Source organism: Methylobacter sp. sgz302048 (assembly GCF_052162025.1).
In the GTDB taxonomy this organism is placed as follows: domain Bacteria; phylum Pseudomonadota; class Gammaproteobacteria; order Methylococcales; family Methylomonadaceae; genus Methylobacter.
The window spans coordinates 2,043,470-2,070,343 of record NZ_CP197401.1; the positions used below are offsets into that span (position 1 = coordinate 2,043,470).

At 50.4% G+C, this 26,874-nt stretch carries 26 protein-coding genes and 1 pseudogene; 16 read left to right on the plus strand and 11 right to left on the minus strand.

Features of this window, described 5'->3' with window-relative positions:
- Positions 1 to 17 precede the first annotated feature (17 nt).
- Together ACTNE6_RS09340 and ACTNE6_RS09345 are read left to right on the plus strand one after the other, a co-directional pair.
- Positions 18 to 602, plus strand: a complete 585-nt coding sequence (locus ACTNE6_RS09340; protein WP_442499472.1) for a transglutaminase-like domain-containing protein — start codon at positions 18 to 20, stop codon at positions 600 to 602.
- Positions 603 to 964: 362 nt separating this feature from the next.
- Positions 965 to 1,915, plus strand: a complete 951-nt coding sequence (locus tag ACTNE6_RS09345) for an OmpA family protein (RefSeq protein WP_442499473.1) — start codon at positions 965 to 967, stop codon at positions 1,913 to 1,915.
- Positions 1,916 to 2,022: 107 nt separating this feature from the next.
- Here the strand turns inward: ACTNE6_RS09345 and ACTNE6_RS09350 are convergent.
- Positions 2,023 to 2,705, minus strand: a protein-coding gene (locus ACTNE6_RS09350) for an IS1 family transposase (RefSeq protein ID WP_442499474.1) whose coding sequence is annotated in 2 segments (ribosomal slippage) — positions 2,023 to 2,381 and positions 2,381 to 2,705 — 684 coding nt in all. Because the reading frame shifts where the segments join, the coding sequence is not laid out codon by codon here.
- Between the two features lie 81 nt (positions 2,706 to 2,786).
- Here ACTNE6_RS09350 and ACTNE6_RS09355 point away from each other — a divergent pair.
- The 3 genes and pseudogenes from ACTNE6_RS09355 to ACTNE6_RS09365 all read left to right on the plus strand — a co-directional run bounded on the left by ACTNE6_RS09355 (position 2,787) and on the right by ACTNE6_RS09365 (position 4,122).
- Positions 2,787 to 3,023 carry a hypothetical protein gene (locus tag ACTNE6_RS09355; protein WP_442499475.1) on the plus strand — a complete coding sequence of 79 codons (237 nt, stop codon included), beginning with the start codon at positions 2,787 to 2,789 and terminating at the stop codon, positions 3,021 to 3,023.
- A pseudogene (locus tag ACTNE6_RS09360) lies at positions 3,020 to 3,450 on the plus strand (DUF3322 domain-containing protein); the annotation flags it as partial. The gene ACTNE6_RS09355 and the pseudogene ACTNE6_RS09360, both read left to right, overlap by 4 nt.
- A 45-nt stretch (positions 3,451 to 3,495) precedes the next feature.
- Positions 3,496 to 4,122: a Wadjet anti-phage system protein JetD domain-containing protein gene (locus tag ACTNE6_RS09365; RefSeq protein ID WP_442499686.1), complete on the plus strand. Its 627-nt coding sequence runs from the start codon at positions 3,496 to 3,498 to the stop codon at positions 4,120 to 4,122.
- A gap of 217 nt (positions 4,123 to 4,339) precedes the next feature.
- On the opposite strand, the gene ACTNE6_RS09370 is transcribed toward ACTNE6_RS09365, so the two are convergent.
- The 6 genes from ACTNE6_RS09370 to ACTNE6_RS09395 all read right to left on the minus strand — a co-directional run bounded on the left by ACTNE6_RS09370 (position 4,340) and on the right by ACTNE6_RS09395 (position 9,332).
- Complete coding sequence (locus ACTNE6_RS09370; protein ID WP_331820358.1) at positions 4,340 to 4,633, minus strand: antibiotic biosynthesis monooxygenase family protein; 294 nt, start codon at positions 4,631 to 4,633, stop codon at positions 4,340 to 4,342.
- A 37-nt stretch (positions 4,634 to 4,670) separates the two neighbouring features.
- Positions 4,671 to 4,958, minus strand: coding sequence for a hypothetical protein (locus tag ACTNE6_RS09375; protein ID WP_194971266.1), 288 nt, complete (start codon positions 4,956 to 4,958; stop codon positions 4,671 to 4,673).
- Between the two features lie 65 nt (positions 4,959 to 5,023).
- Positions 5,024 to 6,601: a hypothetical protein gene (locus ACTNE6_RS09380; protein ID WP_442499476.1), complete on the minus strand. Its 1,578-nt coding sequence runs from the start codon at positions 6,599 to 6,601 to the stop codon at positions 5,024 to 5,026.
- Positions 6,602 to 6,696: 95 nt separating this feature from the next.
- The gene (locus ACTNE6_RS09385) at positions 6,697 to 6,843 is read right to left on the minus strand and encodes a hypothetical protein (protein ID WP_442499477.1); all 147 of its coding nucleotides are present in this window, start codon (positions 6,841 to 6,843) and stop codon (positions 6,697 to 6,699) included.
- A 293-nt stretch (positions 6,844 to 7,136) separates the two neighbouring features.
- A complete protein-coding gene (locus ACTNE6_RS09390; RefSeq protein WP_442499478.1) occupies positions 7,137 to 8,474 on the minus strand; it encodes a DUF2254 domain-containing protein in 1,338 nt (445 codons plus the stop codon).
- Positions 8,475 to 8,864: 390 nt separating this feature from the next.
- Positions 8,865 to 9,332, minus strand: a complete 468-nt coding sequence (locus ACTNE6_RS09395; protein WP_442499479.1) for a hypothetical protein — start codon at positions 9,330 to 9,332, stop codon at positions 8,865 to 8,867.
- Positions 9,333 to 9,558: 226 nt separating this feature from the next.
- Between ACTNE6_RS09395 and ACTNE6_RS09400 the strand changes: the two genes are divergently transcribed.
- Genes ACTNE6_RS09400 through ACTNE6_RS09410 form a run of 3 tightly spaced genes read left to right on the plus strand, consistent with a single transcriptional unit; the run spans position 9,559 to position 11,393 of the window.
- Complete coding sequence (locus ACTNE6_RS09400) at positions 9,559 to 10,041, plus strand: SRPBCC family protein (protein ID WP_442499480.1); 483 nt, start codon at positions 9,559 to 9,561, stop codon at positions 10,039 to 10,041.
- A gap of 37 nt (positions 10,042 to 10,078) precedes the next feature.
- Positions 10,079 to 10,537, plus strand: a complete 459-nt coding sequence (locus ACTNE6_RS09405) for a PAS domain-containing protein (RefSeq protein ID WP_442499481.1) — start codon at positions 10,079 to 10,081, stop codon at positions 10,535 to 10,537.
- Positions 10,538 to 10,559: 22 nt separating this feature from the next.
- Positions 10,560 to 11,393: a sterol desaturase family protein gene (locus tag ACTNE6_RS09410; protein ID WP_442499482.1), complete on the plus strand. Its 834-nt coding sequence runs from the start codon at positions 10,560 to 10,562 to the stop codon at positions 11,391 to 11,393.
- Between the two features lie 101 nt (positions 11,394 to 11,494).
- Here the strand turns inward: ACTNE6_RS09410 and ACTNE6_RS09415 are convergent, their stop codons facing one another.
- Positions 11,495 to 11,731 carry an OsmC family protein gene (locus ACTNE6_RS09415; RefSeq protein ID WP_442499483.1) on the minus strand — a complete coding sequence of 79 codons (237 nt, stop codon included), beginning with the start codon at positions 11,729 to 11,731 and terminating at the stop codon, positions 11,495 to 11,497.
- Positions 11,732 to 11,762: 31 nt separating this feature from the next.
- A complete protein-coding gene (locus ACTNE6_RS09420; RefSeq protein WP_442499484.1) occupies positions 11,763 to 12,638 on the minus strand; it encodes a LysR family transcriptional regulator in 876 nt (291 codons plus the stop codon).
- A gap of 116 nt (positions 12,639 to 12,754) precedes the next feature.
- On the opposite strand from ACTNE6_RS09420, the gene ACTNE6_RS09425 reads away from it, so the two are divergent.
- From ACTNE6_RS09425 to ACTNE6_RS09460, 8 genes are all read left to right on the plus strand, one after another.
- Positions 12,755 to 13,084 (plus strand): EthD family reductase, encoded by a 330-nt coding sequence (locus ACTNE6_RS09425; RefSeq protein ID WP_434485617.1) that lies wholly within the window; start codon positions 12,755 to 12,757, stop codon positions 13,082 to 13,084.
- 18 nt (positions 13,085 to 13,102) lie between these two features.
- Positions 13,103 to 13,699: a hypothetical protein gene (locus ACTNE6_RS09430; RefSeq protein ID WP_442499485.1), complete on the plus strand. Its 597-nt coding sequence runs from the start codon at positions 13,103 to 13,105 to the stop codon at positions 13,697 to 13,699.
- A 52-nt stretch (positions 13,700 to 13,751) separates the two neighbouring features.
- The gene (locus ACTNE6_RS09435; RefSeq protein WP_442499486.1) at positions 13,752 to 14,642 is read left to right on the plus strand and encodes an alpha/beta hydrolase family esterase; all 891 of its coding nucleotides are present in this window, start codon (positions 13,752 to 13,754) and stop codon (positions 14,640 to 14,642) included.
- A gap of 441 nt (positions 14,643 to 15,083) precedes the next feature.
- Complete coding sequence (hsdR, locus tag ACTNE6_RS09440; protein ID WP_442499487.1) at positions 15,084 to 17,471, plus strand: EcoAI/FtnUII family type I restriction enzme subunit R; 2,388 nt, start codon at positions 15,084 to 15,086, stop codon at positions 17,469 to 17,471.
- A 110-nt stretch (positions 17,472 to 17,581) separates the two neighbouring features.
- Positions 17,582 to 19,474, plus strand: coding sequence for an N-6 DNA methylase (locus tag ACTNE6_RS09445; RefSeq protein ID WP_442499488.1), 1,893 nt, complete (start codon positions 17,582 to 17,584; stop codon positions 19,472 to 19,474).
- Positions 19,474 to 21,471 carry a restriction endonuclease subunit S gene (locus tag ACTNE6_RS09450; RefSeq protein ID WP_442499489.1) on the plus strand — a complete coding sequence of 666 codons (1,998 nt, stop codon included), beginning with the start codon at positions 19,474 to 19,476 and terminating at the stop codon, positions 21,469 to 21,471. The genes ACTNE6_RS09445 and ACTNE6_RS09450 overlap by 1 nt, the downstream gene beginning before the upstream one ends.
- Positions 21,471 to 23,186, plus strand: coding sequence for an AAA family ATPase (locus ACTNE6_RS09455; RefSeq protein ID WP_442499490.1), 1,716 nt, complete (start codon positions 21,471 to 21,473; stop codon positions 23,184 to 23,186). The genes ACTNE6_RS09450 and ACTNE6_RS09455 overlap by 1 nt, the downstream gene beginning before the upstream one ends.
- Entirely contained in the window at positions 23,183 to 24,052 is an 870-nt protein-coding gene (locus ACTNE6_RS09460) for a hypothetical protein (protein WP_442499491.1), read from the plus strand. Before ACTNE6_RS09455 ends, ACTNE6_RS09460 begins: the two co-directional genes overlap by 4 nt.
- A gap of 463 nt (positions 24,053 to 24,515) precedes the next feature.
- On the opposite strand, the gene istB is transcribed toward ACTNE6_RS09460, so the two are convergent.
- Together istB and istA are read right to left on the minus strand one after the other, a co-directional pair.
- Positions 24,516 to 25,271 carry an IS21-like element helper ATPase IstB gene (gene istB / locus ACTNE6_RS09465; RefSeq protein ID WP_442497230.1) on the minus strand — a complete coding sequence of 252 codons (756 nt, stop codon included), beginning with the start codon at positions 25,269 to 25,271 and terminating at the stop codon, positions 24,516 to 24,518.
- Positions 25,272 to 25,317: 46 nt separating this feature from the next.
- A complete protein-coding gene (gene istA, locus ACTNE6_RS09470) occupies positions 25,318 to 26,859 on the minus strand; it encodes an IS21 family transposase (protein WP_442497231.1) in 1,542 nt (513 codons plus the stop codon).
- Between the last annotated feature and the right edge of the window lie 15 nt (positions 26,860 to 26,874).

Here is a 26,874-nt window from a genome sequence, read left to right on the forward strand (position 1 = left end):
TTTAGCACAGCTTCGCTATGGAAAAATATCTACAATCGACCGAATACATTGACTGGAAACATCCGGCCATCGTCAACTTGGCTGCACAACTGGCGGATAACACAGATGCCGACCATGACACGGCCAAAAAATGCTTTGAGTGGGTAAGGGATAATATCCGTCATAGCTGGGACTATAGGTTAAACGCGGTAACCTGCAGGGCATCCGAAGTGCTTCAGCATAAAACAGGCTACTGCTACGCAAAAAGTCACTTGTTGGCTGCCTTATTGCGTGCCAATAGCATACCGGCCGGATTGTGCTATCAGCGTTTAAGCCTGGAAGGAAACGGCGCGCCTTACTGCCTGCATGGGCTTAATGCAGTTTATCTGCAGGACTACGGCTGGTATCGCATTGATGCCAGAGGCAATAAAGACGGCATCAATGCCGAGTTTCACCCTCCGCAGGAACAACTGGCATTTGCAACCACAGAAAAACGGGAGCGGGACTTTCCGGAAATCTGGCCCGAGCCGCTGCCGGCAGTCATCAAAGCCTTAACGGAAAATCACAGCTATCTTGATGTTTATCATAATCTTCCCGATGTTGAGATAATTTACACGCGTTGAACTAAGTTTCTATAAAGGAACTGATGTTATGCATAGACGTTTTATCCCGTTTGCCGCGTCGGACATCAGAGCTTTTAATCGCGGTAGGCTGGGTTGCTAAACCCAGCATTTCGGCCGCCCATGCCGGGTTTCCGCTAAAGCTCCAACCCAGCCTACGCGAGCTATAAAGGAATTTATAGTAACGTTCAGCCGGAATTCATAAAACTTCATCAATCATTAGTTCAAATGCTTAAAATGGAAAGAACGATTACCTTGTGGACCGAGGATTGTGTTGTTCTATAATTATCACTTCGTTTCTAACTGAAAGATCTCAGATAGAACCATTAGTATTTTTGTAAAAATTAGCCAAAGGCTGTGCAATTATGAAAAAAAGTTTATTAGTTATCGGTATCAGTTCCGCTTTATTGACAGCTTGCGTGACTGACCCTTATACCGGTCAATCAGGTTTAAGCAATATGGCCAAAGGAGGAGGCTTGGGCGCTGCGGTAGGCGCTGGTGCCGGTACGTTGTTTGGCGGCAACGATCTTAAGAATGCCGGTTGGGGCGCTTTGGCCGGTGGTGCGCTAGGGGCGGCGGTGGGCGCCTATATGGACAGTCAGGAACAGCAGATGAATGAATCGCTGCAAGGAACCGGTATCGAGGTTCAGAGGACAGCCGAGAATACGCTGACCCTGACCATGCCGAACAACGTTACATTTGGATTCGATTCCTCCAACTTGACGCCGCAGGCCCAATCCGCTCTGGATTCGGTGGCTAATGTGTTAAACCAGTATCAGGATTCCAAGATCAGTATCACCGGCCATACCGATGATGTCGGGGCTGATAATTATAATCAGAAATTATCCGAGCAGCGCGCTACCAGTGTTTCCAGTTATCTGACTCAGCATGGTGTGAATTATTCGCGCATCACTCAACAGGGCATGGGCGAGCGCATGCCGAAATTGCCTAATACCAGTGATGCCAACCGTGCTGAAAACCGTCGCGTGGAATTGGCGATCGTCGCCAATCCGACTGCCGGCAGCCAGCCAGGCGCTCAACAGCCGCAAGGCGGGTATCAGCAGCAACAAGGTTATCCTCAACAGCAACAGGGCTACCCTCAGCAGCAAGGCGGCTATCCTCAAGGCGGTTACCAGCAGCAAGGTTATCCCCAAGGCGGCTATCAGCAGCAGAATTACCCTCAGCAGGGTGGTTACCCACAACAACAAAATTATCCGCAGCAAAATTACCCGCAAGGCGGCAGCTACGGCTATCCTCAACAACAAGGCTACCCGCAGCAAAACACCTATCCTCAGCAATACGGTTATCCTAGATAAAACCGTATAGGTAAGAGGATTAAAGATCGCAGGGCGTGAGTTCACAAGTTACTGTAAACATTACTTTAACCTGGACTTATAGCTCTGCATTTTTTTATCCGGTATTGTTAATTAAGTATAGTATCTAATTCACCGTTCCATTTAAGCATCAAAAGCATGACGGAATATTTCAGCATATCCTTGCTTTTGCTATAGCATTTTGATTTTCGGCGCAGCCGGGCAAGAAAATGCCTGAATAAACTGTTATAACCTTCCACGGTATAGGTTTCAGCTTTTGATTGCGTATGCAGTTCCTTCGGGACCAATTGTTCATAAGGACGCCAATAATCAGTCATGACCTGGGTTATTGGCTGATCTTCAATGGCCGCCCATAGCTTTCGGCCTGTTTCTGTGCCGCGGGAACCCACTTCGCAGTGGAGGAATCGTTTGCTATTTCGATCAACAGCCATCCAGATCCAGCCATAGTTTTTTTGGAGCCAATATAGGTCTGCATCTCATCGAGTTCGACGACCTCAACGCCGGCGGTAGAGCGAATGGATTCAATGGACTTGCCGTAGGCCTTGATCCAGTTATAGACCGCCACATGACTGCAGTTCAGGATTCGACCAATGGAACGAAAACCCAAGCCTTCAAGGTAAAGCTGGAGCGCTTGCCGCTTAATGGCTGGATGGAGGCCTCGGTAACTGACTGTATGTCTATAACCGCAAACCTTACAGCGGTAACGCTGCCTGCCTTTCGCCATCCCATCTTTAGTACAGCCTTCTGAGCTACATTTGGGGCATCTAACCATGATCACTGACTCGGTAAAAATGGATTAGCTTAGCTCAAACCATACCAAATTAACAATGCCCGTTCCCGATCTTTCCGTTTCGTGGTGATCGACGAGGCCTTCGGGCGCGGCTCGGACGAATCCGCGCAATACGGTCTGCGGCTGTTCTCCCAGCTCAATCTGCAGCTTCTGATCGTGACGCCGTTGCAGAAAATCCACATCATCGAGCCTTTTGTTTCCAGCGTGGGGTTTGTTCACAACGAGGAAGGCAAAGCTTCCAAGCTGCGCAATCTCTCGATTGAAGAGTATCGCACAGAGAAAGCAAGGATGTCGGGATGACCTGGACCAGGCCGGCTGATTTGCGCACTCAGGTGCGCAAGCTCTGGGATCGGGGCGAACTGCTGGGCGATCTCGTCACTGGCGGATCGCTGTTCCCGAAACGCTTGGTATTAAAGAGCCCGACATCGGCCGAAATGACTGACCGCTTTGACGATGTTCGCGCCTGGATTGTCGAGCTTCGGGCGATGCCTTACTGCAGGGTGGAGATGCGGGAATTCAGGCATCGCATTTTCGGCGCTAACGCAGTACCCTGTGAGGCGTGGATCGATACCCTCGAAGATGCCGCGGGGCTGATCGGCAAACGGAAGGACGCGGCCCGTTTCACAGCGTTGGTTGACGTGACGCGCAAACGCGAGCCAAAGTTGCTGGACTGGCTGGCCAGGCCGCCACTGCGCGCCCTGGCATGTACCTCAGACAGGTGGACATCCCGGGCGTGCACAGTAAGTTTATCGAAGCCCATCGTGGGGTGCTCATGGAGTTGCTGGACCGCGTGCTGCCCTCCGAGGCCATTGATCGGGCAGCGTGTGGCGTGAGCCAATTTGCCAAGCGTTACGGATTTCGCGATAAACCGGTTCGCATCCGCTTCCGTGTTCTCGATCCTGAGCATAGTCTTTTCGGCCTTGCGCAGGATATTACCCTTGATGCCGAGAGCTTTGCCCGATTCGATCCGCCTGCCGCCCGTGTTTTCATTACCGAGAATGAGATCAACTTCCTGGCTTTCCCTCTAGTTAAGAACAGCCTGGTCATTTTCGGCGCGGGATACGGTTTCGAAATGTTGGCCAGGGCCGAATGGCTTTCGCGTTGCCGTATTCATTACTGGGGGGATATCGATACCCACGGCTTTGCCATCCTCGATCAGCTGCGCGGCCAATTCGGGCACGTGGAATCGTTCTTGATGGACCGCGACACTTTGCAGACATTTGAACCGTTATGGGGAGAGGAAGGTAAACAGACGTTGCGCGACCTGCCCAGGTTGAATCCCGAAGAAGCGGCGCTCTATGATGATTTGCGCGACAACCGGATACGCAAGAATCTGCGCCTTGAGCAGGAAACTATCAGCTTCGGCTATGTGAAATCCGCGTTATCGGAGCTCACATAGAATCAATCAACCAAAGCATCGGAAACTGAAGTTAAGCAGTCAAATGCCATATTCGCCAATGCGCTGCAGGATCAAATTATGCCTTATGGCAGGCGCTGCGGTCTCCGTTAAGAATTTTCTTCTTGATTTCTGCGATTTCATGAAATGCCCGGACTGAGGGCTTGAAATCTGCAACCATCTGACGACGACTGACCGGCAAGGTGCGGGTCGATCGGATTTAAGAAACCTGATCTTCATAGGTCATCCAGCGATCCCTCGGGCGGGCGAGAAGCGGAGTGAGTTGGCGGATCGTTTCGGCGTTCTGGTATTTTTCCCTGACAGCGTCCGCATTCGCACGACTCTGCCATTTAGCCAGAGCGATGATATGCCCTGGCGCATCCTGATCAATGAAGATCTGATGCGAAATATAGCCGTCGAAACTTTTCATATCCGACCACACCTGACGCGTGAGGCGTAGCCCTTCTTCTTCCGCACCGGGTTTCAGCCAAGTGTCCCAAATAACTGTGATCATTTAGTCTTTCCAGTATGCGGCCAATCTATAAAACCAATTAACGGACTTCGATCATTTCTCCTGTCATAATGTCAATCTTGACAACGACGGGATGGCCATCGCGGACAGTCCTGACCACATAGTACCGGTCTATTCGTTCGATACTCTGAATTTCGCCGTAGCCGGCAGAAGATACACGTACGCGGGCTACTTCTTCCGACATGACGCCTACTCCGGATTCCGATTCCGGTACTGGCGATTCATATTCATCGGCATGAGTATTGACTATGGGTATCGAGATCAACATCAAGATAAGGATAAGTTGCCTTTTTAGTGAGTGTTTCATCACCGGTTCTCCTCTCTTTTCCTATCCTTGTGAGATAGCGGGTTCATAACCCTGACATGGAAAAACTATGGAATCATTAACCGATTGGGGGCCTCACGGTTATCAGTCGCGGCTTGGGTACGCGCCGCTACAGTTACGCAAACATGATCGCCTGGGAATGCTTCGCGCCAGACATAGCCTTGCCGGCATGTGTCCGGACCATACGGTCCGCCGCCCGGATTGCGGCGGGAGGCGGCGGCTGCATTGTCCTGCCGGGTTTGTGTACGAATCTGGCTGGTCACGCAAACCCAATCGCTCGCATCGGCTTCCCTCCAGACATAGCCCTGTTTGCAGGTATTAGGCCCATAGACGAAACGAGCCGGATTGCGCCGATTGGTGGCTTGGGAATTGTCTTGCTGGGCTTGTGTCCGAACAGCGGGCGTCACGCAAACATGATCGCTGGGGATTACTTCACGCCAGACGTAGCCTTGCCGGCATGTGTCCGGACCATACGGTCCGCCGCCCGGATTACGGCGGGAGGCGGCTGCTGCGTTGTCCGTACGAGCCTGAGCCCGTGTTGCGACAGCAACGCATACCTTGTCGCCAGAGAAGGCTTCACGCCAAACATAGCCTATGAGACAACGGGATGCATATTCGCTTTGAACAGTCACCTGCGCCTGATTGGGTCCAATTGCAGCTGATCTCGGATTGACCTGGATGACGACCCCATCGCGGTTTAAACTTTGCACAGGCGCCCGGTTGCCGCTGCGTTCCCTCAGCAAGAAAGAAAGATACCGGCCATCTGAATGACGCTTCACTTCATGGATCAATACGATGTCGGCAGGAATTCCCGAATCCCAGCCATCACGTTTTCGAAACTCAATAGTGAAATAGTGGAATGGATCGGCAGGATCGAACGGCACCCGAACATGCAGGTCACCGGGGACTTCAGGATGGTTCAGTGCGGCAAGGGTTAATGTGGCGCGCGAAATGCCGTCAGCACTGAATGTCCGGATTCGATGCCTCGGAAACCACCCCATGCGATCAACGTGATAGCCATTGAGGCCAGGGCCGCCGTTACCGAATTCAGGATTGGGGCGCGCAAACACGTTAGCGTAGCTCATAACATCCCAAGGATCGTCATACTCGGCATTTGTCGCGGCATCGGAGAACGAGTGGTGAAGGCCGAGTCCATGTCCATTTTCATGCCCTAATCCACCAATATCCACATTATCCGGGAAAAATGCACGTCCGACACCGCCATACAAGTCCACACCCGGGGAGGTAATGGCGGCAATAAGATGACCTTGCGGGACGGTATACGGTGATACAGGATCGTTACGTGCCGCTGCCACACAATCAGTGACCAGTTCTCCTCGTTTCGGATTAGGGCCGCCTGCTTTTGCCTGCGCCTGTGCAAGAGTGAGAGATTCCTGATGCCAGCCGGTGACAACGGCATTGGCGAAATCAACCCCGTTATATGAAACAGCGCGCCAGTAATCCGCAAATGAACCATTACCTCGCCCTAGAATCATACGGCGATAAAAATTAACGTCATACGGAGGTTGTGGACTATCGCTGAATGTGCAGAGTATAGCACTCAGCCCGATCTGCCCTCGGAAAGGACGAGCGTCAGCAACATTGGCCGATACAATTAATGCCATTACTGCCAGGAAAGATAGCTTCTTGATCCAAAGATTGTATCCGAGAATCCCTCTCAGTATTACCATAGGCCTCATCATTGCATTGACCTCCATTTTTAATAAATGGTGTTTGTTCTTGCCAAACCAAGTTGAGCGTCATGATAGGGCGCGCCTGGCTTGCGCTGAGCCTCTTCTTCGAGGGAAATAAATACCGCCCCATGCATGGCCTTTTCTTCTGTGCTCAGTTGGCGCTTATTCTCCATTTTATGGAGTTCACCAACTAGCGAAATCACATGGGGCCAGACACATCCTATATAGCAAATGGATGTAGCGTGCTGTCCTGGTAAAGGGGCCGGTTATTGATCTTGATGAGCCAGGCCAGATTTCAGCTGCCAAGGCACTATTGTTCATATTTCGGATCGGATTGCTATTCGTGCTATTACTGTCTGACTTAGCTAATAGTTTATAGGCCTATAGACCGTCTAGTCTTAAAGCGGCTCTTTCATCCGCAGATAATCATAGATTACGTGGCATACTTATAAGGAAAATCACAACTTCAGGTATCGTTCCGGCTCAGAGCGCGCAACGTTTTCTGCAGGCAGTCGGTCACGCGCCGCCGGTCGGTTTCGTTGGCGATTTGCGCGGCGTCTTCGCCGATGAGCCGGGCATGCCGTACCAGCACGGCGCGATCCTGATCGCGATGCAGATCAGGCGCAATTTTGGCGATGATTTCGAGAAGATGCCGCATCACATCAGCATTGTCGGCGCTGTAATGACGGATCTGGTCGAAGGCGGCGTGCGCCAGTTCCTCGAAATCGAGCGTGCAGGCAATTACGCGTAACTGTCCGTCTTCGTCCTGACGCAACGTTGTCGGCAGTTCACGTCTTGCCACGCCGCGCAGCGATGCGCCCAGCCAGTCGATGCAGGTCAGAGCGGTGAAGGGTTCGTTGATGCCCGGCGAAAGTGCATGGACCGCGATTTCGACCAGTTGCTGCACTATGTACAGCGCGTCCTGGTGGGGCGTGCGGTGCGGGCCTTGGCTGAAGCAGGCGCGCAAATCGAGCTCTAAATCATGATTGACGTTCGAACGCGGCAGCACGCGCAGCAAAGGCTCGGCGTGCGTCACAAAAGCGCCGGGGCGTTTTTCCAGTTTCAGCATCAGATCGTGCCGGATCGCCAGCCGCATCAATCGTTCATTGTCCATGCCCTGAAGATAGCCGTTGGCGGCCGATGTCACGACATGCGCTGCCTGCCATTGGCTTTCATCGGGTAAACGGCATGGTTTCATATCGTTGCCTTGCGGCAGCCCGATGCGTTCGGGAAATAGAACAGGCAGCGATTTTTGAAATTCCGCGCCCACATCCGCGATGAGATTTTCGGCCTGAATGCTTTGCGAAACATGATGAATGAAATAGATCAGGACCGCAAGCGACGCAAGCCCCAGCAGCATGCCGATGTTCACCGACAGATACGGTACGAAGCTGGATGCCTCGACAGAGTGTTCCGACCGCACCGTCCGCAAGACAAGCAGACAGTAGACAAAGGTGGCGATGAACGTGCCGAGCGTAAATTGAACGCCGCGGTCGGAAGTGAAGTTTCTCAGCACGCGCGGCCCGAAATGCGATGAAGTCTGTGCCAGCGCCGTTACGGTCAGCGAGAACACAATCGAAATCACGGTCATGATGGAGCCGGCGACGACCGACAATACGCCGCGAGCGCCTTCGGCGCCGCCTGACCAGACCCAATCCATGCCATGCACCCAGGCGCTGCCGACGGCGTGGTCAATGGCGACACTCCCGAGCGCGGCACCAGTCGCGAGCAGGGCCATCAGCGCCGGCAGAAACCAGAATGAGTCAGTCAGGGCATCACGGATTTTCAGCAACTGCAATTTCATAAGTCTTGATTTTCAGCTTGGGCCGGCCTTCGTGCCGGCACGACAGGAGGGCGCTTGCCCCAGCCATCAAGTGGAAAAGAATCCGCTGCATCAGGAACGGCAAACCGAAGTTTTTTAGAAGCGCTCAAACTGATCGGACGAGGCATGTTTTTTGACAGAGTGATCAGGCGTAAATTCCGCCCGGCGACGATGCAGCTGCCGAATCCGACGCCATGGCCGCAGAATCTGATGGATCGACGACTACATTCCGCTGGTGGGTGTTTGGTCAAAGTGCCGGAACGCCGGGAAATCCCTGAACGAAGGTGGTTTTGGTAAAGCATTCGGAGAATAACTGAAACTTTGCCAAGTGGCGGCGGATCGGTGCCGGCATCGGTCTGCCGTCGGTTCGGTTCAACCGATCTTTATTGCGCTTATGTCGGGTCGATCAACCCGGTTTGTGAAGGAAGTTATGTCCAGCAAGCAAATGGTTAAAGTATTAATAATCGCCTCTACCTTAGCGTTCGCAGCATCCGGCCATGCCGGTCCCGGCGGCGGGGCGGGCAGGGCGGCAACCCGCCGGGGCAATTCCAGGAAAGACGGGAGCAGCAAATCCGGGAAAGAATCCATCAGGATCAGGGCAGCGGCCAGCAGATCCGTGAGCGCAACGAACAACAAATCAGGGAAAGAACTGAACCGCCGGGAATGGAGCAGCGGCAGCAGCAAATGGAAAATATCCGTCAACGAACCGAAGATAAAGCCAGAGGCGATGTACCCGGCGCTCAACAGCGCTGGTGGCGGCCATTCGGCGAGTAAAGCTTTATATTCCGGTTCAGAGAAAGGGCGAAGCGCGTCAGGCGCTTCGCCCTTTTTTTGTTTCAATGTTTATCACTCAGGACTTACATCACTTTAAGTCCGTTCGTTTTTAAGCGATAGCCGGAAAAATGACAGTTCATGTTGGATCTCTGGAACTGATCATGCGCTGTACCACTCGATATTCAGGTAATGATTGGCAAGACTGATAGTCGGTCTGATGGCGCTGCTGTCATTTTCAGATAAAAAATAATGCATAAGTTGAGCGATTCGCTCAGCTGTGAAGGGAGATTCCATGCAGATCAAGTTTCCGTTTGATTCGTCCAGGCCGGTTGCCGGCGAGGCCAGCATTGATATCGACAAGCCGATCCGCGAGGTTTTCGCGTTTATCGGGGAGCATTTTTTTGACAACTATCCGAAATGGGCGCAGGAAGTCGTCGAATTTGAGCCGTTGGACGGCAAACAGGTGTTTGTAGGCGCCAAAGCTAAACAAGTACGCAGGGACAACGGAGCGGAGGTTGAGTCAATTTTTGAAATTACCGATTATCAACCAGTCATCAAGCTGACTTTTCAAGGCTTGACCGCACCTTACAGGCACAGTTATTTACTGGCCAGTGGCGAACAGGCGCAACCTACGCACCTGACCTTTCGCTTTGAGTTGCTGGAACTGGAAGTTTTCATGCGTCCTTTTGAAAAACTGATACGGGCCGCCATTGAAGATGGCGCGGAAAACACGGTTGAAAACATTAAAAATTTGATCGCCGTTGAATGCAACTAACTCGATTCGCAATTATCAGACATATTGGAGTTTAATCATGGCTTTTATTGTTGAAAAAGATAGCGGTCTGATTCCGCAGGTGCTGTCCGCTATTTTGGACGAGTGTGTTAACGGCATAACCCTGGCAGATCCGGATCTGGATGATGCGCCGATCGTTTATGCCAATAAAGCGTTTGAGCGGTTGACCGGTTACAGCCAGGCAGAAATCGTCGGTCGCAATTGCCGCTTTCTGCAAGGCGGCGACAGGAATCAGGCCGCACGCTACCAGATTGCCGACGCAATCAAAAACCATCAGGCCGTTGAAGTGACTATACGAAATTATAAAAAAGACGGCTCACTGTTTCATAATCGCCTCAAAATAATCCCGTTATTCGATAAAAAACAAAGGGTTATTTATTATCTGGGCGTTCAGTACGATATAACCGACCAAGTGAACGCAGACAAGGAAATCAAAGAGTTGACGGGTTTATTAAAGGCCATGCCGAACAAGTCATGAAGTTTTTTCAGAAGGTAAGTTTATGAATGCTGCAGTAAATACCGGGGGCGGTGGCGATCTGCTTTTTAATGAAGCCTTGTTTGGTCTTGCCATCCTTGCCTTTGTTTTATTATTGATCGTCGAGAAAATTAAGCCGTACCGGCACTTTTCCGCCAAGACCTATAAGGAATCGATCGTCACCAATACCACGGCGTTTCTGTTTAACAATATTGTTCTGACGGTATTAAGAGCATCCTCGCTGTTTCTTATCGCGCAGCAGTTTGCGTCCTATGGATTATTGGGCGGTATGGAAAATGGACCGCTCAAATGGGTGCTGGCTTTCGCTTTTTTCGATCTGGCCATTTACCTTTGGCATGTGGCAAGCCATAAATATGAGTGGCTGTGGCGGTTTCATAAAGTGCATCACAGCGACAAAAGCTTTAATGTGTCCACCGGCTTTCGCTTTCATGTGTTCGATTTATTGATGGAAATCGTCTATAAGTCGATATTTGTTGTCGTCATTGGCGTCAATGCGTATCTGGTGCTGTCAATCGAGATTATCGAGCTGTTCTTTATATTCTTCCATCATGCCAATATCTGCGTGCCCAAGGAAAATCTGATCTCGCAATTCATTATTACGCCATCGCTGCACCGGGCGCATCATTCGACATTACGCAAAGAACACGACAGCAACTATGGCATTGTTCTATCGATATGGGACCGTGTTTTTGGTACGCGAAAAGAACTGGTGCCTGAACATATCGGTCTGGATCTGATTGAAGCTGAAAACTTTATACAACTGTTTTCGCTGGCGTTTATTACCGAACGCAAAGTCCGGCAATTACTGGGCTGGATTCCAAAGGGCAAAAAATCGTGAATATCCTGCGCCGGTCCGCTGGTTATCGCATTGGCATGCAGTGGCCCGGCGCGGCGAGCGGGATAAAAGCCGCCCGCGCAAACTTCGGTCATTAAGTGCATTTATTGGCTATCGAGTTGAACGGAAACCGGTATAGGCTTTGCAAGGCTATTGAAAACCGGGGAATATTTCTGAGCTATCCTGATGAGTTCCTCCTTCTGATCCTCGGAAACATCGGCCTCGATTTTGAAGTACACCCGGATATTCTTACAACCGACGGGAACCTCCTCCGATATGCCTAAAAAGCCGCGAAAGTCCAGGGCGCCTTCATATCCGGATTCCACTTTCTTGAGTTCCATCCGTACCGTCGCTGATAGCTTGGTTTCTCCACTACAACCCCATTTTCAATTTGGCCAGCAAGTCCTGAAGCTCGGATTTAGGCGAAACCTGCGTTTGATAAATCGCCTGGATAGTGCGGCTGATTTCCGGATCGGTCAGGTAGCGGAATTTCACATGCTCCACATCCTTCGGCACGGTGAATTCCGGCATCAGCGCGACGCCGATCCCGGCCTTTACCATGTTCAGTATCCATTCCTCGCTATTGCTGCGGTAGGTGGGGTAAAGATCGATGTGCCTGTCCTGACAAACGCTTTTGAGCTTGTCGCGCAGTTCGCAGTTGAGCCGGTCCAGATAGGGTTCTGATTGAATGGCTTTTAAATCGATACGCTGCGATTGATTGAAGCGATGCCTAGCGCTGAAGGCAACGACATAGCGTTCCTCGTAAAGCGGCAGAAATTGATAGGCGCCTTCCTGTAAGTCTGTCGGCGCGCTAATCACCAGATCCAGATAGCCGGCATCCAATTGGGTCAGCAAGCTGCTTTCGCTGTCGACGATCAATTCCAGCTCGATGCGGGGATAAGCCTGCTGGTAGTCGGCAAAAACGGCACTCAAGCGATGCGAGCTGATGGTGGCCATCATGCCAACCCGCAAAGGAACAGTGTTCAAGCGGGTAAAGCGTATGGCCTCGGCTTTGATCGCCTGGGCTTCACGAAAAATCTGCCGGAGATTGGGCTCAACCAAACGCCCCAGGTCAGTCAGCCGGCAACCGGCTCTATCCCGGCTGAACAACTCACCGCCCAGTTCCTCTTCCAGTTTTTTGATCGCCTGCGTCAAGGAGGGCTGGGAAATATAGGCGGATTGCGCGGCGCGAGTGAAAGTGCCTTGGGCGCACACCGCCAGGAAGTAGCGAATCTGATGCATTTCCATGATTAGACCATCTCATAGATAGGAAAAACCTATTGTTCCATAGAAAGCCTGTATTTTACAAACCCTATCAATAGGTTTTACATAGCCCAACCTGTCAACAACTATATGAGAAAGCTATGAAAGCTGCAAAATTGATTGTGATGTACCCGGTGCCTGCCGACCGGGCCTTGTTCGAACGGCGCTATACGGAAGAGCATGTGCCGATGGCTGTCGAAAAACTGGCCGGCAAAACCCGTTTTGTCGCCTCACTGATTACTTCAACCGCGGGTAATGCGCCGGCTCCTTTTCATCGTATCGCCGAAGTGTATTTTCCGTCGATGGCCGAGCTTGAGGCCTGCCTGCATTCCGAAGGCGGCCAGGAAACGGCCAGCCATGCCATGGAAATTTCCAGCGGCGGCGCGCCTTTATTTCTGATTTCCGAAGTCGAAACCTTCGATTTCCAGTAAGGCACGGCAGGAGTTTCTATGAACCAACACCATACCCCAGGCAATCGGCGGCACTGCCGCCGCAATTATAATATACGGCTGATGTTGCTTTTTTTTCTGCTGGCCGGCGTCCCCTTCGCAGCGCAGGCCCATCGCGGCGCCGCCGATGAAATCGATGCCTGCAATATCCGCGTGGGCCTCGAACGCGTGCATTTCACCGCCTACACGCCGGCACTGTCAGGCAACAAGGAGTATTGCAAGGCGATTCCGCAACTCGGTGAGACTCATCTGGTTTTCGATTACGAGGGCAAGCAATTGCGCAATTTCAGCGTCGAATTCGAGATTACCAAGGAACCGGAAGGCACTCGGATTTTTTATCAGGAACCGCAAAAAATAAAAACCGGCACCACAAATGGCGTGGTCGATTTCCGCCAATACGGAGCGGGCAATTATCTGGCGCATATCGCCATCGTCGATAAGGACAAACGCCTCGACACCCATATTCCATTCTCGGTGGGTATCGAAGACGCCGACCAGAAAAGCTTCAGTCCGCTGCTGGCGACCACCCTGGGCCTGTTGTTGGTTATCTGTTTGCTGATCGGATTCGTCCTGATGAAGGAAAAGTCGAGAGCATGACAGCCAAAGCGCCGTCCTGAATCCGATAGACGATGCAACTTCCCGGAGACCCATGATGATCAATTTTTCCCGCTTAAAGCCTTATCTGACTTCGCGTAACAAATGGCTGGCGATGTTATTTCTGTTGCCGGTTTTGCTGGCTTTCGTGTTGTTGCTTATGGACAATAGCGGCGACTTTGCCCAAATGGGCACGGCCTCTTACCGGCCCGAATCGGTCCAGGGCCGCTGCCAACCGGATCTGCTGGCCGGCGAAGCCGGCGCCAGCCATGGCGAATCGACCCAGGATGGGATCAAATACAACGTCCGCACGCCGCTCAATTACGATCCGTCCATTGCCCACCCGCTGTTGCTGGTCTTGTCGCCGGCCGGCTCTAACCGGGCCAAAACCGAAAAGACCACGGGCCTGACGCTTCCGGCAACAACGGCCGGCTTCATCGTCGCCTATGCGGACCACCCGGAATTATCACCTACCACAACCATTGAATTGGGCACTATTCCTAAACGGGTGGCCGAAAAATGGTGCATCGATGAAAAGCGGATTTTTATCACCGGCCATTCCGACGGCGGCACTTCGGCGATGGCTTTGGCGTTCATGGCCGGAACCCGGCACATTCCCGGCGCCATAGCCCCCAGCGCCGCCGGCATCAGTTACCAGGATCTGCGCGACCGCCAATGCCCGAAACCGCTGCCGGTCATGATCATGCACAGCGCCAACGATCACCTGTTTCCCGGCTATGGTCTCGAGTCGTCGGGGTGGTGGGCGGCCTGCAATAAATGCGACCCGATCCCGGAAAAGCTGGTCAACGGTTGTTTCGGCTATTCCGGCTGTGCCAACGATGTTAAAACCTGGTACTGCGAAGGCGATAAACTGCATGCGCAGTGGCCGGCTATTAACGGCACGCTCATCGATTTTTTTGCTTCATCGGGCCGTCGGCAGCGATAGTTTCACCGGGTTGGAACGTTGCAGGCTGGGTTTATTAACCCAGCCTGCACGACGGTGCGTCTACCCCATCAGTAAATACAGCAAAGCCAGATTGGTAAACAGCAACAGCGCCGTCAGGCCTTTCCAGAAACCGGTTGGGTTACGCTACGCTACGCTCTTGTGCCCTTCAGGGTAAATCAGACCTACAGATATCTATTTTGATTTAAAATATATTATTTATTAACTTAATGACAGTGACCGTTTACACGGATTACAAAGCCAACGTTAACAGCTATAATCGGTCCGGTATCAAATCTATTCATGGAATGAATTCTATGGAAAGCAATCAGCCAACACCGGAACAACAAGCCAGAGCAGGGATCGACCAAAAACTGCTTCAGGCCGGTTGAGTGATTCAGGATAAATCCCCCCCAATCTCTATTATTAACAGAATGTCGCCTCATGGATAAAAAGAAACTCAGCGAACGCGACATCTGCACCAAATTCATCACTCCCGCCATTCTGGAGGCGGGCTGGCAGCAGTCTCAGTTTCGAGAAGAAGTAAAACTGACAGACGGCCGTGTGATGGTCCGTGGCAAATTGGCCGCTCGTATCAAAAATCCTGATGCTAAAGGGGGCCCAAAACGCGCGGACTATGTCCTTTATGCTCGACCTAATGTGCCGATCGCGGTCGTTGAAGCGAAACAAAACAAATTCAAAGTCGGCCAGGGTATGCAACAGGCCCTGGGCTATGCCGAGATGCTGGATGTGCCATTTTCCATAAGTTCCAATGGCGATGGCTTTTTGCTCCACGACAGCACGGGCCTGACCAAGCCAACCGAGCGCGAACTGAGTCTGAAGGAATTTCCAAGCCTCGATCAGCTGTGGCCTCTATATCTGCAATGGAAGGGACTAACGACCGAGGAATCACTCCAGTTAATCGAACAGCCCTATTATAGCGATGGCACGGGCAAGGCACCGCGTTATTACCAGCGAGTAGCCATCAATAGAACGATCGAAGCCATAGCCAATGGACAAGATCGCATATTGCTCGTCATGGCCACTGGCACAGGCAAAACCTATACGGCATTTCAGATTATTTGGCGGCTATGGAAAGCCAAAAAGAAAAAACGTATTTTGTTTCTTGCGGATAGAAATATTCTCGTTGACCAAACCATGCAACAAGACTTTTCGCCATTTGGCGAAGTCATGCATAAGATCACCAATCGCGAAGTCAAAAAAAATTACGAAATTTACCTGTGCTTATATCAGGCAGTGACGGGAAAGGAAGAGTGGAAAAAGATCTATCGCCAGTTCCCGGAAGACTTCTTTGATCTGGTTGTGATTGACGAGTGCCATCGGGGAAGCGCTGATGAGGATTCCGCGTGGCACGAAGTTCTGGACTATTTCAAAGCCGCCACACACCTGGGATTAACCGCGACGCCAAGAGAAACGAAAGACATATCGAATAGCCGCTATTTCGGGGATCCCATTTATACCTATTCACTCAAACAAGGCATCCAGGACGGTTTCCTTGCGCCGTATAAAGTCATTCGCATAGTTAGCGATAAAGACGCGGCAGGCTATACACCCGAAAAAGGTAAAGTCGACAAAGCAGGAAATTTAATCCCCCAGCGGGAATACAACACCAAGGATTTCGACCGGAATTTGGTTCTGGAAAAACGAACCCGCTTCGTAGCGAGAAAAGTCTGGGAATATTTAAGTGAAACCGACCCCTATGCGAAGACCATCGTATTCTGTGATGACCAGGACCATGCCGAAAGAATGCGGCAGGAACTGGTAAAACTGATTCCCGAAGCCGCAAGCAATCGCAAATACGTGATGCGCATTACCGGCGACGACGCGGAAGGCAAGGCGCAACTATCCTATTTTATCGATAATGACGAAAAGTTCCCCGTCATTGCAACCACCTCAAAATTACTGACCACAGGGGTGGACGCCAAAACCTGCAAGCTGATTGTGCTGGATCAGAACATCAATTCCATGACCGAGTTTAAGCAAATCGTTGGTCGCGGCACCCGCCTGCGTGAAGACTATAACAAGTTGTACTTTACCATCATGGATTTCAAGGGCGCGACGCGTTTATTCGCGGACCCGGACTTCGATGGCGAGCCCGTGGTGATATATGAACCCAAGGAAGAAGACCCCATCGTTCCGCCGGATGACATGCTCACGGAAGAAACGAATAATATTAATGAGCCCGAGCCGCCATACGAATCGGGCGGTGAAGGAGGTGAGCCGGGCGAAGACCGAATCAAGTACTATGTCGATGATGTTGAAGTGGGCGAAGGTGTCGTACAAACCCGTTATCTGGATGCCGATGGCAAACTCATCACCGAAGACCTTCGCGACTATTCACGGCGGAAACTCAAGGAAGAATTCGGCTCGCTCAAGGGTTTCCTCAAACGCTGGAATGAAACCGATCGCAAGCAAAAAATCTTACAGGAACTGGAAGATCAGGGAATACCCATTGATTTGATAAAAGAAGCCGTACCCAAGAGCGATGACTTTGATGTTTTTGATCTGGTCGCACATATCGCCTTTGATCAAAAGCCGCTGACCCGTCAGGAACGCGCCAATAGGGTGCAAAAACGGAATTATTTCGGCAAATACGGCGATCAAGCCCGTGCCGTGCTCGAATCCTTGCTCGAAAAATATGCAGATCACGGAATTGCAGACATCGAAGACCCAAAAATATTAGAATTACCGCCTTTTGACCAATACGGCACCAAAACCCAAATACGCCGGGGTATATTTGGCGGGCCGGAAAAATTCACCCAGGCATTAAGCGAGCTTGAGCAGGTGCTTTACCAAGACGAAAGTGCGTAGGTCGGGTTAGGCATTAGCCGTAACCCGACGTTTTACGCCATCAATGTCGGGTTACGCTACGCTAACCCGACCTACGGCGAACGTCGCTCAAGCAATAAAGAGAAGTGTTTATGAACCTAAGCAGTACCATTAAATCCATCCAGGACATCATGCGTAAAGACGACGGTGTCGATGGCGATGCCCAACGTATCGGCCAGCTTACCTGGATGTTGTTTTTAAAAATATTCGATCAGCGCGAAGAAGATTGGGAGGACGATGCCGGAGACCGGGGCGAAACCTACCAGTCGCCATTGCCGGAGGCGTGCCGTTGGCGCAACTGGGCGAAATATAAAGACGGCAAGCCTCAGATTGCGCCCAATGAGCTGATCGACTATGTCAACGGCACCGTATTTCCCGGCCTGAAAGACATGAACATCGAAGGCGCGGAAAACAATGCGCATATCGCCAAGGCCAAGGTGGTGCGCGAAGTCTTTGTCGATTCCAATAATTACATGAAATCCGGCACCCTGATGCTGGGCGTCATTGAAAAGCTCGACGAAGCGATCAACTTTCACGATTTCAAAACCCGCCAACACCTCGGCGACATTTACGAGCAAATCCTCAACGACCTGCGTTCAGCAGGCAATGCCGGTGAGTTCTATACTCCGCGCGCCATTACCCAATTCATGGTGCAAAGGGTCAATCCCCAGTTGGGCGAAACGGTCCTGGACCCGGCTTGCGGCACCGGCGGCTTCTTGACCGCCGCTATTGATCATTTGGATGCGCAGATCACGGATAAATCCAGTCCGGAACAAAAAAAGTCCATCGAAGCATCCATCAAAGGCTTTGAGAAAAAGCAACTGCCGCATCTGCTCTGTACGACCAATATGCTGCTGCACGGCATCGATGTGCCGAGTCAGATAGAGCACCGCAATACCCTGGCTAAAGGCTGGAATGATTGGGGGCAGAACGACAAAGTGGATTGTGTGATCACTAATCCGCCTTTTGGGGGGATGGAAGACAATAAGTCTGGATCAGATTATCTAATCCAAACACGCGAAACAGCAGATATGTTTGTGACTTTAATTGTTAATAAGTTGCTCAAAGATGAAGGAGGCCGTGCAGCGATTGTATTGCCAGATGGCTTTCTGTTTGGTGAAGGCGTGAAAGCTCGTATTAAAGAAGAATTATTAACTAAATGCAATTTACACACGATTATCCGCCTGCCCAATGGCGTGTTTAATCCCTACACCAGTATCAAATCCAACCTGCTGTTTTTTACCAAAGGCAAACCGACGGAAACCATTTGGTTTTATGAGCACCCGTATCCGGAAGGCTATAAAAGCTACAGCAAAACCAAACCCATTCGGTTGGAAGAATTTGAGCAGGAAAAAGCCTGGTGGGGCAAGGAAAAAGATGACTTTGCCGAACGCCAGGAAAGCGAACTTGCCTGGAAAATCGATTTTAAATCGATTAAGGAAGCCGCCGAAGCGAAAGCAAAACCCTATTGGGATAAAGCAGAGAAACTTAAAAATGAAGCTTCCGATACATTAAGGCAGCGTAAGTATTTGACCGATACACTGGTTGGTCGGCGCAGTAGTGATGATTTAAAGCAGTTGCTTATAGTGCAATTGAAGGATTTAGAGTCTGATCTTAAAAATGAGACAGGGTCTCAGGAATATACGCTAGCGCTGATCAATGCCTTGGAAGAAGCGATAAAACAAAGAAGCAATCAGAAAATTATTGAGTCCATGGAAAGCGCTGCTGATGATTTGAAAAAGAGCGCCGAAAAACTACAATCTCAGGCACGCGACGAACAAGCCGCGGGCGACCGCATCTACTGGCCGATCTACAATCTGGACATCAAAAATCCCAATGCGCCGGAAGCGGAAAGCCATGACCCGGACGAACTGCTGATCAAATACAAACAACTGCTGGCGGATATCGAGGAAACTCAAAACCTGCTAAAAGACGAACTCTCCGCGGCCCTTGCCCACCATTTCGAAGAAGAGGAACAAGCCTGATGGATGCCAAGCAGTTTTTGGCCGAGTTTGGGCATATTGCGAATGCCCCCAAGGGAATTCAAAACCTAAGACAACTGATAATGGGTTTATCGCTTGCGGGAAAGTTATTTCCAGATGTGAAAGAATTCGATGAAGGAATTGAAGATCGAATATATAAATACAAAAAAAATTATTATAAAAGGTTAAATATACGAACTAAGCCGTTTTTATATGGAGAAGCAATATTAGACGAATTTGATATTCCCGCGAGCTGGAAGTGGAAGCGCGTTGGTGAGTTATGTGACTTACAGACAGGTGCGACACCCAGCCGTCAGAGACCAGAATATTTTAATGGTGACATTCGATGGCTAGTTTCTGGTGATATTCACAAAGGTGAGATTACTGAGTGCGAAGGAAGAATAACAGAAGAAGGCCTTAAAAATAGTAATTGTAAGATTATACCCAAAAATTCTGTTCTTATTGCTTTGAATGGGCAAGGGAAAACTCGAGCAACAGTAGCGATATTGCGAGTTTCTGCCGCATGCAATCAGTCACTGGTTGCTATGATTCCATATAGTGAAGAATTATTGACCCCAGAATATTTATTTCTTGCGCTGAAATATAGATATTTTGAAATAAGAGATATTACCGGTCAAAAGCAACGTCGGGGGTTGAATATGAGGTTGATATCAGAATCATCTATTCCTTTGGCTCCGCTCGAAGAACAAAAACGCATTGTCGCTAAAGTCGATGAACTCATGGCGCTTTGCGACAAACTGGAAGCCCAACAACAAAAACGCCGCAAACTGCAAACCTTGAACCGCATTACCGCACTGGACGCTCTCGCCAACGCCCAAAGTCCCCACGAGCTCAAAGAGGCTTGGCTGCGTGTGCAAAGCAATATGACGTTAATGTTTGATGAACCCAAGGATATTCTAGGACTGCGGGGGCTGATTTTAGATTCCGCGGTAAAGGGAAATCTTGTTTTACAAAATTCTTATGATGCAGATGCTAGCGAGTTAGTTTTAGAAATAGCTAAGGAAAAAGAGCAGCTTCTAAAAAATAAGAAAATTGGAAAGCAAACTAAATTTCAGCCTGTGAAGGAGGAAGAAAAGCCATTTAATTTACCAAAAGGTTGGATGTTTGTGCGGCTTGGTGCTATCACCAATAAAATTGGTTCAGGTAGTACTCCGCGTGGAGGTAAGAGTGTTTATGTTAATAAAGGTGTGCCTTTTTTGCGATCCCAAAACATTTGGGATGATGGGATTAGGATGCATGATGTTGCATACATACCAAAAAGTACACATGAAAAGATGGCTAACACAGCGGTTATGCCGAAAGACATCCTTTTGAATATCACTGGTGCTTCGTTAGGTCGTTGTGCATTAGTTCCAGATGATTTTGAACAGGCCAATGTCAGTCAACACGTTACTATTATCAGAGCGACTAATTTAGAAACGAGGCATTATTTGCATTTGTGTATGTTATCGCCTTATGCTCAAAAAATGATATGGGGCAGGCAAGTAGGAATGGCGAGAGAAGGCTTAAGCAAAAAGGTGCTCGAACAGTTTGAAATACCGTTGCCACCGATTGAAGAACAAAGACGCATTGTAGAAAAAGTCGCGAGTTTAATGACGCTTTGTGATGAACTAGAAAAGCAACTTGCTAAAGCCAAAAGCACAGCAAGAAAACTTGCCCAAGCGGCGGTCGCCTCCATTACCGGCACCGAATCTAAGGAAGAGAAAAAAATGAAAGCGCCCAAAACAGAACTGGTGTCAAAACTCAAACTCAAAGTTAACCCCAACAATAAAGATCAGGCCCCGCTATCCGCCATTCTGGCCAAACACAATGGCGAACTTTCATCAAAAGCCTTATGGAATTATTCCGGCATGGATGATATTGATAAGTTTTACCAACAGCTCAAGACTGAAATGGCGTGTGACTGGATTGTGGAGCCTGAAAAGGCCCGCATGATTGAAAAAGATGCCGATAACCAGAGCGGGGCGGAGGTTGGCTAATGTTTATCCGCAGGTTAAAGATCAAGGAATTTCGCAACCTGAAAGATTTTGAGATTGCGTTCTCAGAAACAGCACAATTGCCGGCCGGTGAAACAAAAGCATTAAAAAGCCATGCAATTATCGGCCAGAACGGCTCGGGTAAATCCAATCTGCTTGAAGTGATTATTACCATCTTCAGGGATCTGGATTTAAACGATGTCGCCAAACTGGATTATGAGCTGGAATACGAACTGCGAGGCCATGTCATTAACCTTGAAGCCATGAAAGGTAAAAAGCCGAAAGTGCTGATCGATGGCGAAAAAAGCAGTACGAAAATAATCACCGACAATCCCCATACTTATCTACCTGCGCATATTTTCGCTTATTATTCCGGTAAAAATCAGCGCATCGAAGAACTTTTCTATCCCCACCTTGAGCGCTTCAATAAAAAAATGCGCTCCGGTTCCCAGGAATATATGCCTGCCCATTTATTGGAAAACTTCGATGGCACAGAAGCCAGTGCCGAGAAAATGAAGGCCCATGAAGAACGTGTGCAACGGGCACGGCAGAATATGGGCAATGATGAACTGAGGCGTTTGTTTTATTGCCGGGGTCCGCATACTCAGCTTGTATTATTGTCATGCCTGTTATCCGACGATCCGGTCTTTCGTCAATTGATGGATGATCTTGGCATTATTGAGTTGGATTCCGCCTTATTCGTATTAAAACAACCTCACTATTTAAAATCCAAGCTCGATGAAAATGACATCGCCAATGGCGACAGCCGTTTCTGGTATGCGGGCGGGACCGTCGTCAGTGAATTTTTGGATAAGCTTTGGGATGTGGCGATTGCGCCGATTGATCAAAAAGTCCAAAAACGCATCGATTTTCGTGGCCGCCGGGAGCAGCAAGAACAGCTTTATCTGTTTGTTCCCGACAACGAAAAGCTCAAGGAGCTGGGCGAAAAAGTCGGGCCGCCGAAATGGTTCTTTCGCTACGCGGAAGGCGCCTATATTGGCGACTTGATCGATGAAGTCAGAATTACCGTCAAACATAAAGACGCCGAAGGCAACATCAGCTTCGATCAATTATCGGAAGGCGAAGTCCAACTGCTGACCGTGCTTGGCCTGATGCGCATCACCAGTCAGGACCATTGCCTGTTCCTTTTGGACGAGCCGGATACCCATCTAAACCCGATCTGGAAACTGCGTTATTTTGATGACATCGAAAGAATCATCAAACAGGAGGAAGGCAAAACCCTTGCGGGCGATTCGCAAATCATCATCACCACCCACGATCCCATGATGGTCGGCAGCCTGCGAAAAGAGCAAGTACGAATACTTCGAAATGAACAGGGAAGGTCGGCTGTTGACGAACCTGATGAGCATCCGCAAGGAATGGGAGTGGCTGGGTTACTAAAAAGCGATCTCTTTGGACTGCGCTCGACACTTGACTCGGAAACCCGGCGTCGCCTGGATAAACGCAACTATTTATATGCGCTGGGCCGGAAACGAACGCAATCCCAGGACGAGGAGCTATCACGACTCAGTGATGAATTATCTGATCTGGGTTTTTCATCGGATTTTAGAGATCCTTACTTTGAGTTGTTTGTTCAGAAAATGGCAATACATACAAAATTTCATAAGGAAATATTAACGCCTGAGGAAAAGAAAGAGCAGGATGCGATAGCTGATGAAATTATCGATGAGATCTTGAGGGAGGAAGGGGCAAAATGAGATTCATTGATATTGAAGGAAAGACACCTGTCAATACGCCGCGCGATGCGGACTTTCCTGACTGGGAACCCTGGTCCCAAGAAGCCTGGGTGGCATGGCTGGCCCAGTCACAAGCTTATTATCAGCAGCTGGAAACCTTACACAATAATAGCGATATAGAGGGACGTAATAAATTTATAGATGACCATGCCGCTCATTGGGGCAGGTTAAAGTCCTGGCTGCAAGTGCTATCAAAGGGAAAGTGTTGGTTCTCAGAGGTAAAAGAACTATTTTCTCACTATGATGTAGAACACTTTCGACCTAAAAAAGAGACAAAAGCGCTGGACGGTACTGTCCGTGACGGCTATTGGTGGTTGGCTTTCGATTATACGAATTACCGATTATGCGGCAACGTAGGTAACCGTAAAAAAGGAGGATGGTTTCCTCTTAAAGAAGGATCGCTTGTCTCGGAATTCAATAACCGTTGCGAGGAATCGGAAGCCATTTATTTGCTCGATCCCACAGATCCGGATGATGTTAATTTAATTGCTTTTGATGAAGAGGGAAACGCTATCGCCGCACCTGGGATTTCTGATTGGGAAAAGCAAAGAGTTGAAGAAACGATTAAGCGATTGAAGCTAAATGAACATGCGGCACTGCCTGAAGAGCGCAGAAAAATATGGCAAAAAGTATCGCAGGAAATAGAGCTATATTTAAAAGCTAAATCCCGCTGTTCACATGGGGGTAACCCAGCCGCAAAACAAAAAGTACGAGATCATCTGATTAACATAAGATCGATGACCCAAGCGGGCGCGGAACTTTCTTCTGTCGCGAGATGGTGTATTTTATTTAGAAATGAGCCGCAATTAATAAGGTTAGCTGCCTGATGGCTATAACCATATCATCACATCGAAGTCGCTGATGCGTTCAATGTCCCGCGAAAAAGTCTACCAAATGAGCATAGCGAGTGCTTTTATTGTTGGTTCGTATTGAAACAAAGAGTCACCAAAAAATTAAGCAGTCCAAAGAGGCCAAATGGATATTTCTAAGCTTCAAAAACATATACAGGCTTACAAAAAATCAGGAAGAATGAGCCTGATCGTTTCGCGGAAGATTCAGCATCGCGAATGATGCGCTTCGTACCTCAGCAGCATATATGGACTCCTCCGTTTTGCAAGCTTTTTCTCTTCGATCGCAACGATCAGTGAACGCAGTTGCTGCCATATATCCGGCCTATCGATGAGGTCTTTATTGCCTCTGGCCCCGATGGTGCGTATTCTGATTAATTTGAACACCGATTCTGGTCAATTTGAACAGTCAAAATCCTAACGCATCCATGGCAGTGAATTTTTATCCCAAGTGTTCAACTTGGGTCAAGGAATTCAACTTTTTGCGCATCGATTCACCTTTCAGATTGATCCGGTGAGCGTTGTGCATGAGCCGGTCTAAAATAGCATCGGCCAGCGTGTTGTCGCCGATCGACTGATACCATTGGTCGGTGGGTAACTGACTGAGGATAGCGGTGGCGGACCGGTCATGCCGGTCATCCATGATTTCCATCAGGTCATTGCGGGTGGCGGCTTTTAACGGCTCCAGCCCCCAGTCGTCGATGATCAGCAAATCGAAGCTGGCCAGGTTCTTCAGCAGCTTGCCATAACTGCCGTCGGCCTTGGCCTGGGTTAGCGCCAGGATGAGGCGGGAAAGCCGGACATAGCGCACGCTGTACTCTTTCAGGCAGGCCTGGTGTCCCAGCGCACAGGCGAGGTAGGTCTTGCCGCTGCCGCAGGGGCCGGTCAGCAACAGGTTCTGCGCTTTGCGGATCCAGTCGCACTGCAGTAGCGCCGCCATCTGGCTTGGCTGCAGACCTCGGGGATGCTGGTAATCGATGTCTTGGGCGTGGGCTTTGAGTTTAAACTGGGCCGTGCGGATCAATCGCTCCTGTTTGCGCTGTTGGCGCTCCTGGGTTTCCTGGCCGACCAGCAGCTGCAAGCGCTCGGCAAAAGATAGGCCTTCATAGGCGCCCGGTTGCTCCTGCTGGGTTTGCAGGGCCGAGGCCATGCCGGTCAGTTTCAGTTGCCGTAGTTGGCTGAGGGTTTGTGCAATCATCTTGGCGTTATCCTGTTTTATTAAGGGGTAATCATGCGGTGAGGCTTCAGTGAAAGCTTTTTGGTCCGCGAATATTTTCATGATCCTGAGGTAATAAAGACGGCTGGACGAGCAGCGTTTCCGGCAGTTGATCACGGTTGCTGTGCAGAATGGCTTTGATGTTTTTCAAGCGGTACAAGCCCGCCTGGTTGGCGAGGGCGCAGGCCCGGTTCAGGCGTTCAGGTGGGTAGCTGCGCTGCAGATTAAGCAAGCCCAGACAGACGCGATAGGCCTGCTCCGGATGCTGTTGACGGTTTAACTGAGTTTTCACCCAGCGCAACACCTCAGGCCCCAGGGTCTGCGCCCAGTTCATCAGCCGCCCCGGCGTCCATTGCTGATGCTGGGCGTGTTTTTCCGGTCTATGCGTTGGTTCTGTTGTGGTGCCGGGATGAAACTGGCGGACATGGGTGGCGAGGCAACGGTTGTGAAAATAAACCTCGATCAAGCGCTCGCCGGCATGAATCTCCACCGGCTCGCCGACGCAGTGATGCGGGACCGAATACCAATGCTGCTCGTACGGGACGTGGTAGTCGAGAGGGACTCGGACCGTCTTGATCGCGATATAGCGATAGGCGTGTTTCGGCAGCGGTGCCAGCGCTGGCCGATCCAGTTGCTCGAACCACTGCCGGCGATTGCCCGGCCACTGCTTGAACGGCTTATCGTTCAGTTCGATCAACAAAGCTTGAATGCACTGATTCAGCTCGGCCAGTGAGAAAAACGTCTGATGGCGCAGCCTGGCCAGGATCCAGCGCTCGACCAATTGCACGCCGACTTCGGCCTTAGCCTTGTCTTTGGGCTTGTAAGGCCGGGCCGGCAGCACCGCCACTTCGTAATGGGCGGCCAGTTGCTGATAGGCCGGATTGAGCTCCGGCTCATAACGGCAAGCCTTGCTGACCCCGCTTCTCAGATTATCGGGTACCAGCAGCGCCGGACAGCCGTCAAAAAACTCGAAGGCCCGCACATGGCTGCCCAGCCAGTCCGGCAGGCTCTGGCTCCAGGTGGCTTCGGCATAGGTGTAACTGGAAGCGCCCAGCACCGCGACAAAGATGCTGGCCGGACGGATTTCGCCGCCAGTGCAGATGATGGGGACGGTCGGACCGGCATAGTCGATGAACAGCTTGTCGCCGGCCCGATGCGTTTGCCGCATGGAGCGCTTTTGCGCCTTCAACCAGTCGGCATAGCGGGCGCAGAACTGCGAGTAACTGTAACAGCGGTTCGGATACTGGCGGGTGTATTCTTCCCACAGCAACTGCTTGGTCACACCTTTTTTCCTCAGTTCCTGATGAATCTCCGACCACACTGGCTGCTGAAATTTGGCCGCAGGCCGGGCATCGGAGCTGGGGTACAGCGTCAACGCCAGGGCCTGGTCATCCAGTTCATCCGGCAGCGGCCAGCAGAGCTGATGCTGTTCGGCCAGCTTGAGGATAGTCTGGATACTGCCGACACTGATCTTGGTGCCGGCGCTGATTTGCCGGATGCTCAATCCGGCACTGAGACGCAGTCGTAAAACTTCTCTGATTTTTCGCATTGCAATTCGTTGGGCTGACATATCCTTTCCAAAAAT

Excerpts from the sequence above, each read along its gene's own strand:
- ACTNE6_RS09340 (WP_442499472.1), top strand. The coding sequence starts at position 18 with ATGGAAAAATATCTACAATCGACCGAATACATTGACTGGAAACATCCG.
- ACTNE6_RS09345 (WP_442499473.1), top strand. The coding sequence starts at position 965 with ATGAAAAAAAGTTTATTAGTTATCGGTATCAGTTCCGCTTTATTGACA.
- ACTNE6_RS09365 (WP_442499686.1), top strand. The coding sequence starts at position 3,496 with ATGGAGTTGCTGGACCGCGTGCTGCCCTCCGAGGCCATTGATCGGGCA.
- ACTNE6_RS09370 (WP_331820358.1), bottom strand. The coding sequence starts at position 4,633 with ATGATCACAGTTATTTGGGACACTTGGCTGAAACCCGGTGCGGAAGAA.
- ACTNE6_RS09375 (WP_194971266.1), bottom strand. The coding sequence starts at position 4,958 with ATGAAACACTCACTAAAAAGGCAACTTATCCTTATCTTGATGTTGATC.
- ACTNE6_RS09380 (WP_442499476.1), bottom strand. The coding sequence starts at position 6,601 with ATGGCATTAATTGTATCGGCCAATGTTGCTGACGCTCGTCCTTTCCGA.
- ACTNE6_RS09385 (WP_442499477.1), bottom strand. The coding sequence starts at position 6,843 with ATGGAGAATAAGCGCCAACTGAGCACAGAAGAAAAGGCCATGCATGGG.
- ACTNE6_RS09390 (WP_442499478.1), bottom strand. The coding sequence starts at position 8,474 with ATGAAATTGCAGTTGCTGAAAATCCGTGATGCCCTGACTGACTCATTC.
- ACTNE6_RS09400 (WP_442499480.1), top strand. The coding sequence starts at position 9,559 with ATGCAGATCAAGTTTCCGTTTGATTCGTCCAGGCCGGTTGCCGGCGAG.
- ACTNE6_RS09405 (WP_442499481.1), top strand. The coding sequence starts at position 10,079 with ATGGCTTTTATTGTTGAAAAAGATAGCGGTCTGATTCCGCAGGTGCTG.
- ACTNE6_RS09410 (WP_442499482.1), top strand. The coding sequence starts at position 10,560 with ATGAATGCTGCAGTAAATACCGGGGGCGGTGGCGATCTGCTTTTTAAT.
- ACTNE6_RS09415 (WP_442499483.1), bottom strand. The coding sequence starts at position 11,731 with ATGGAACTCAAGAAAGTGGAATCCGGATATGAAGGCGCCCTGGACTTT.
- ACTNE6_RS09420 (WP_442499484.1), bottom strand. The coding sequence starts at position 12,638 with ATGGAAATGCATCAGATTCGCTACTTCCTGGCGGTGTGCGCCCAAGGC.
- ACTNE6_RS09425 (WP_434485617.1), top strand. The coding sequence starts at position 12,755 with ATGAAAGCTGCAAAATTGATTGTGATGTACCCGGTGCCTGCCGACCGG.
- ACTNE6_RS09430 (WP_442499485.1), top strand. The coding sequence starts at position 13,103 with ATGAACCAACACCATACCCCAGGCAATCGGCGGCACTGCCGCCGCAAT.
- ACTNE6_RS09435 (WP_442499486.1), top strand. The coding sequence starts at position 13,752 with ATGATGATCAATTTTTCCCGCTTAAAGCCTTATCTGACTTCGCGTAAC.
- hsdR (WP_442499487.1), top strand. The coding sequence starts at position 15,084 with ATGGATAAAAAGAAACTCAGCGAACGCGACATCTGCACCAAATTCATC.
- ACTNE6_RS09445 (WP_442499488.1), top strand. The coding sequence starts at position 17,582 with ATGAACCTAAGCAGTACCATTAAATCCATCCAGGACATCATGCGTAAA.
- ACTNE6_RS09450 (WP_442499489.1), top strand. The coding sequence starts at position 19,474 with ATGGATGCCAAGCAGTTTTTGGCCGAGTTTGGGCATATTGCGAATGCC.
- ACTNE6_RS09455 (WP_442499490.1), top strand. The coding sequence starts at position 21,471 with ATGTTTATCCGCAGGTTAAAGATCAAGGAATTTCGCAACCTGAAAGAT.
- ACTNE6_RS09460 (WP_442499491.1), top strand. The coding sequence starts at position 23,183 with ATGAGATTCATTGATATTGAAGGAAAGACACCTGTCAATACGCCGCGC.
- istB (WP_442497230.1), bottom strand. The coding sequence starts at position 25,271 with ATGATTGCACAAACCCTCAGCCAACTACGGCAACTGAAACTGACCGGC.
- istA (WP_442497231.1), bottom strand. The coding sequence starts at position 26,859 with ATGTCAGCCCAACGAATTGCAATGCGAAAAATCAGAGAAGTTTTACGA.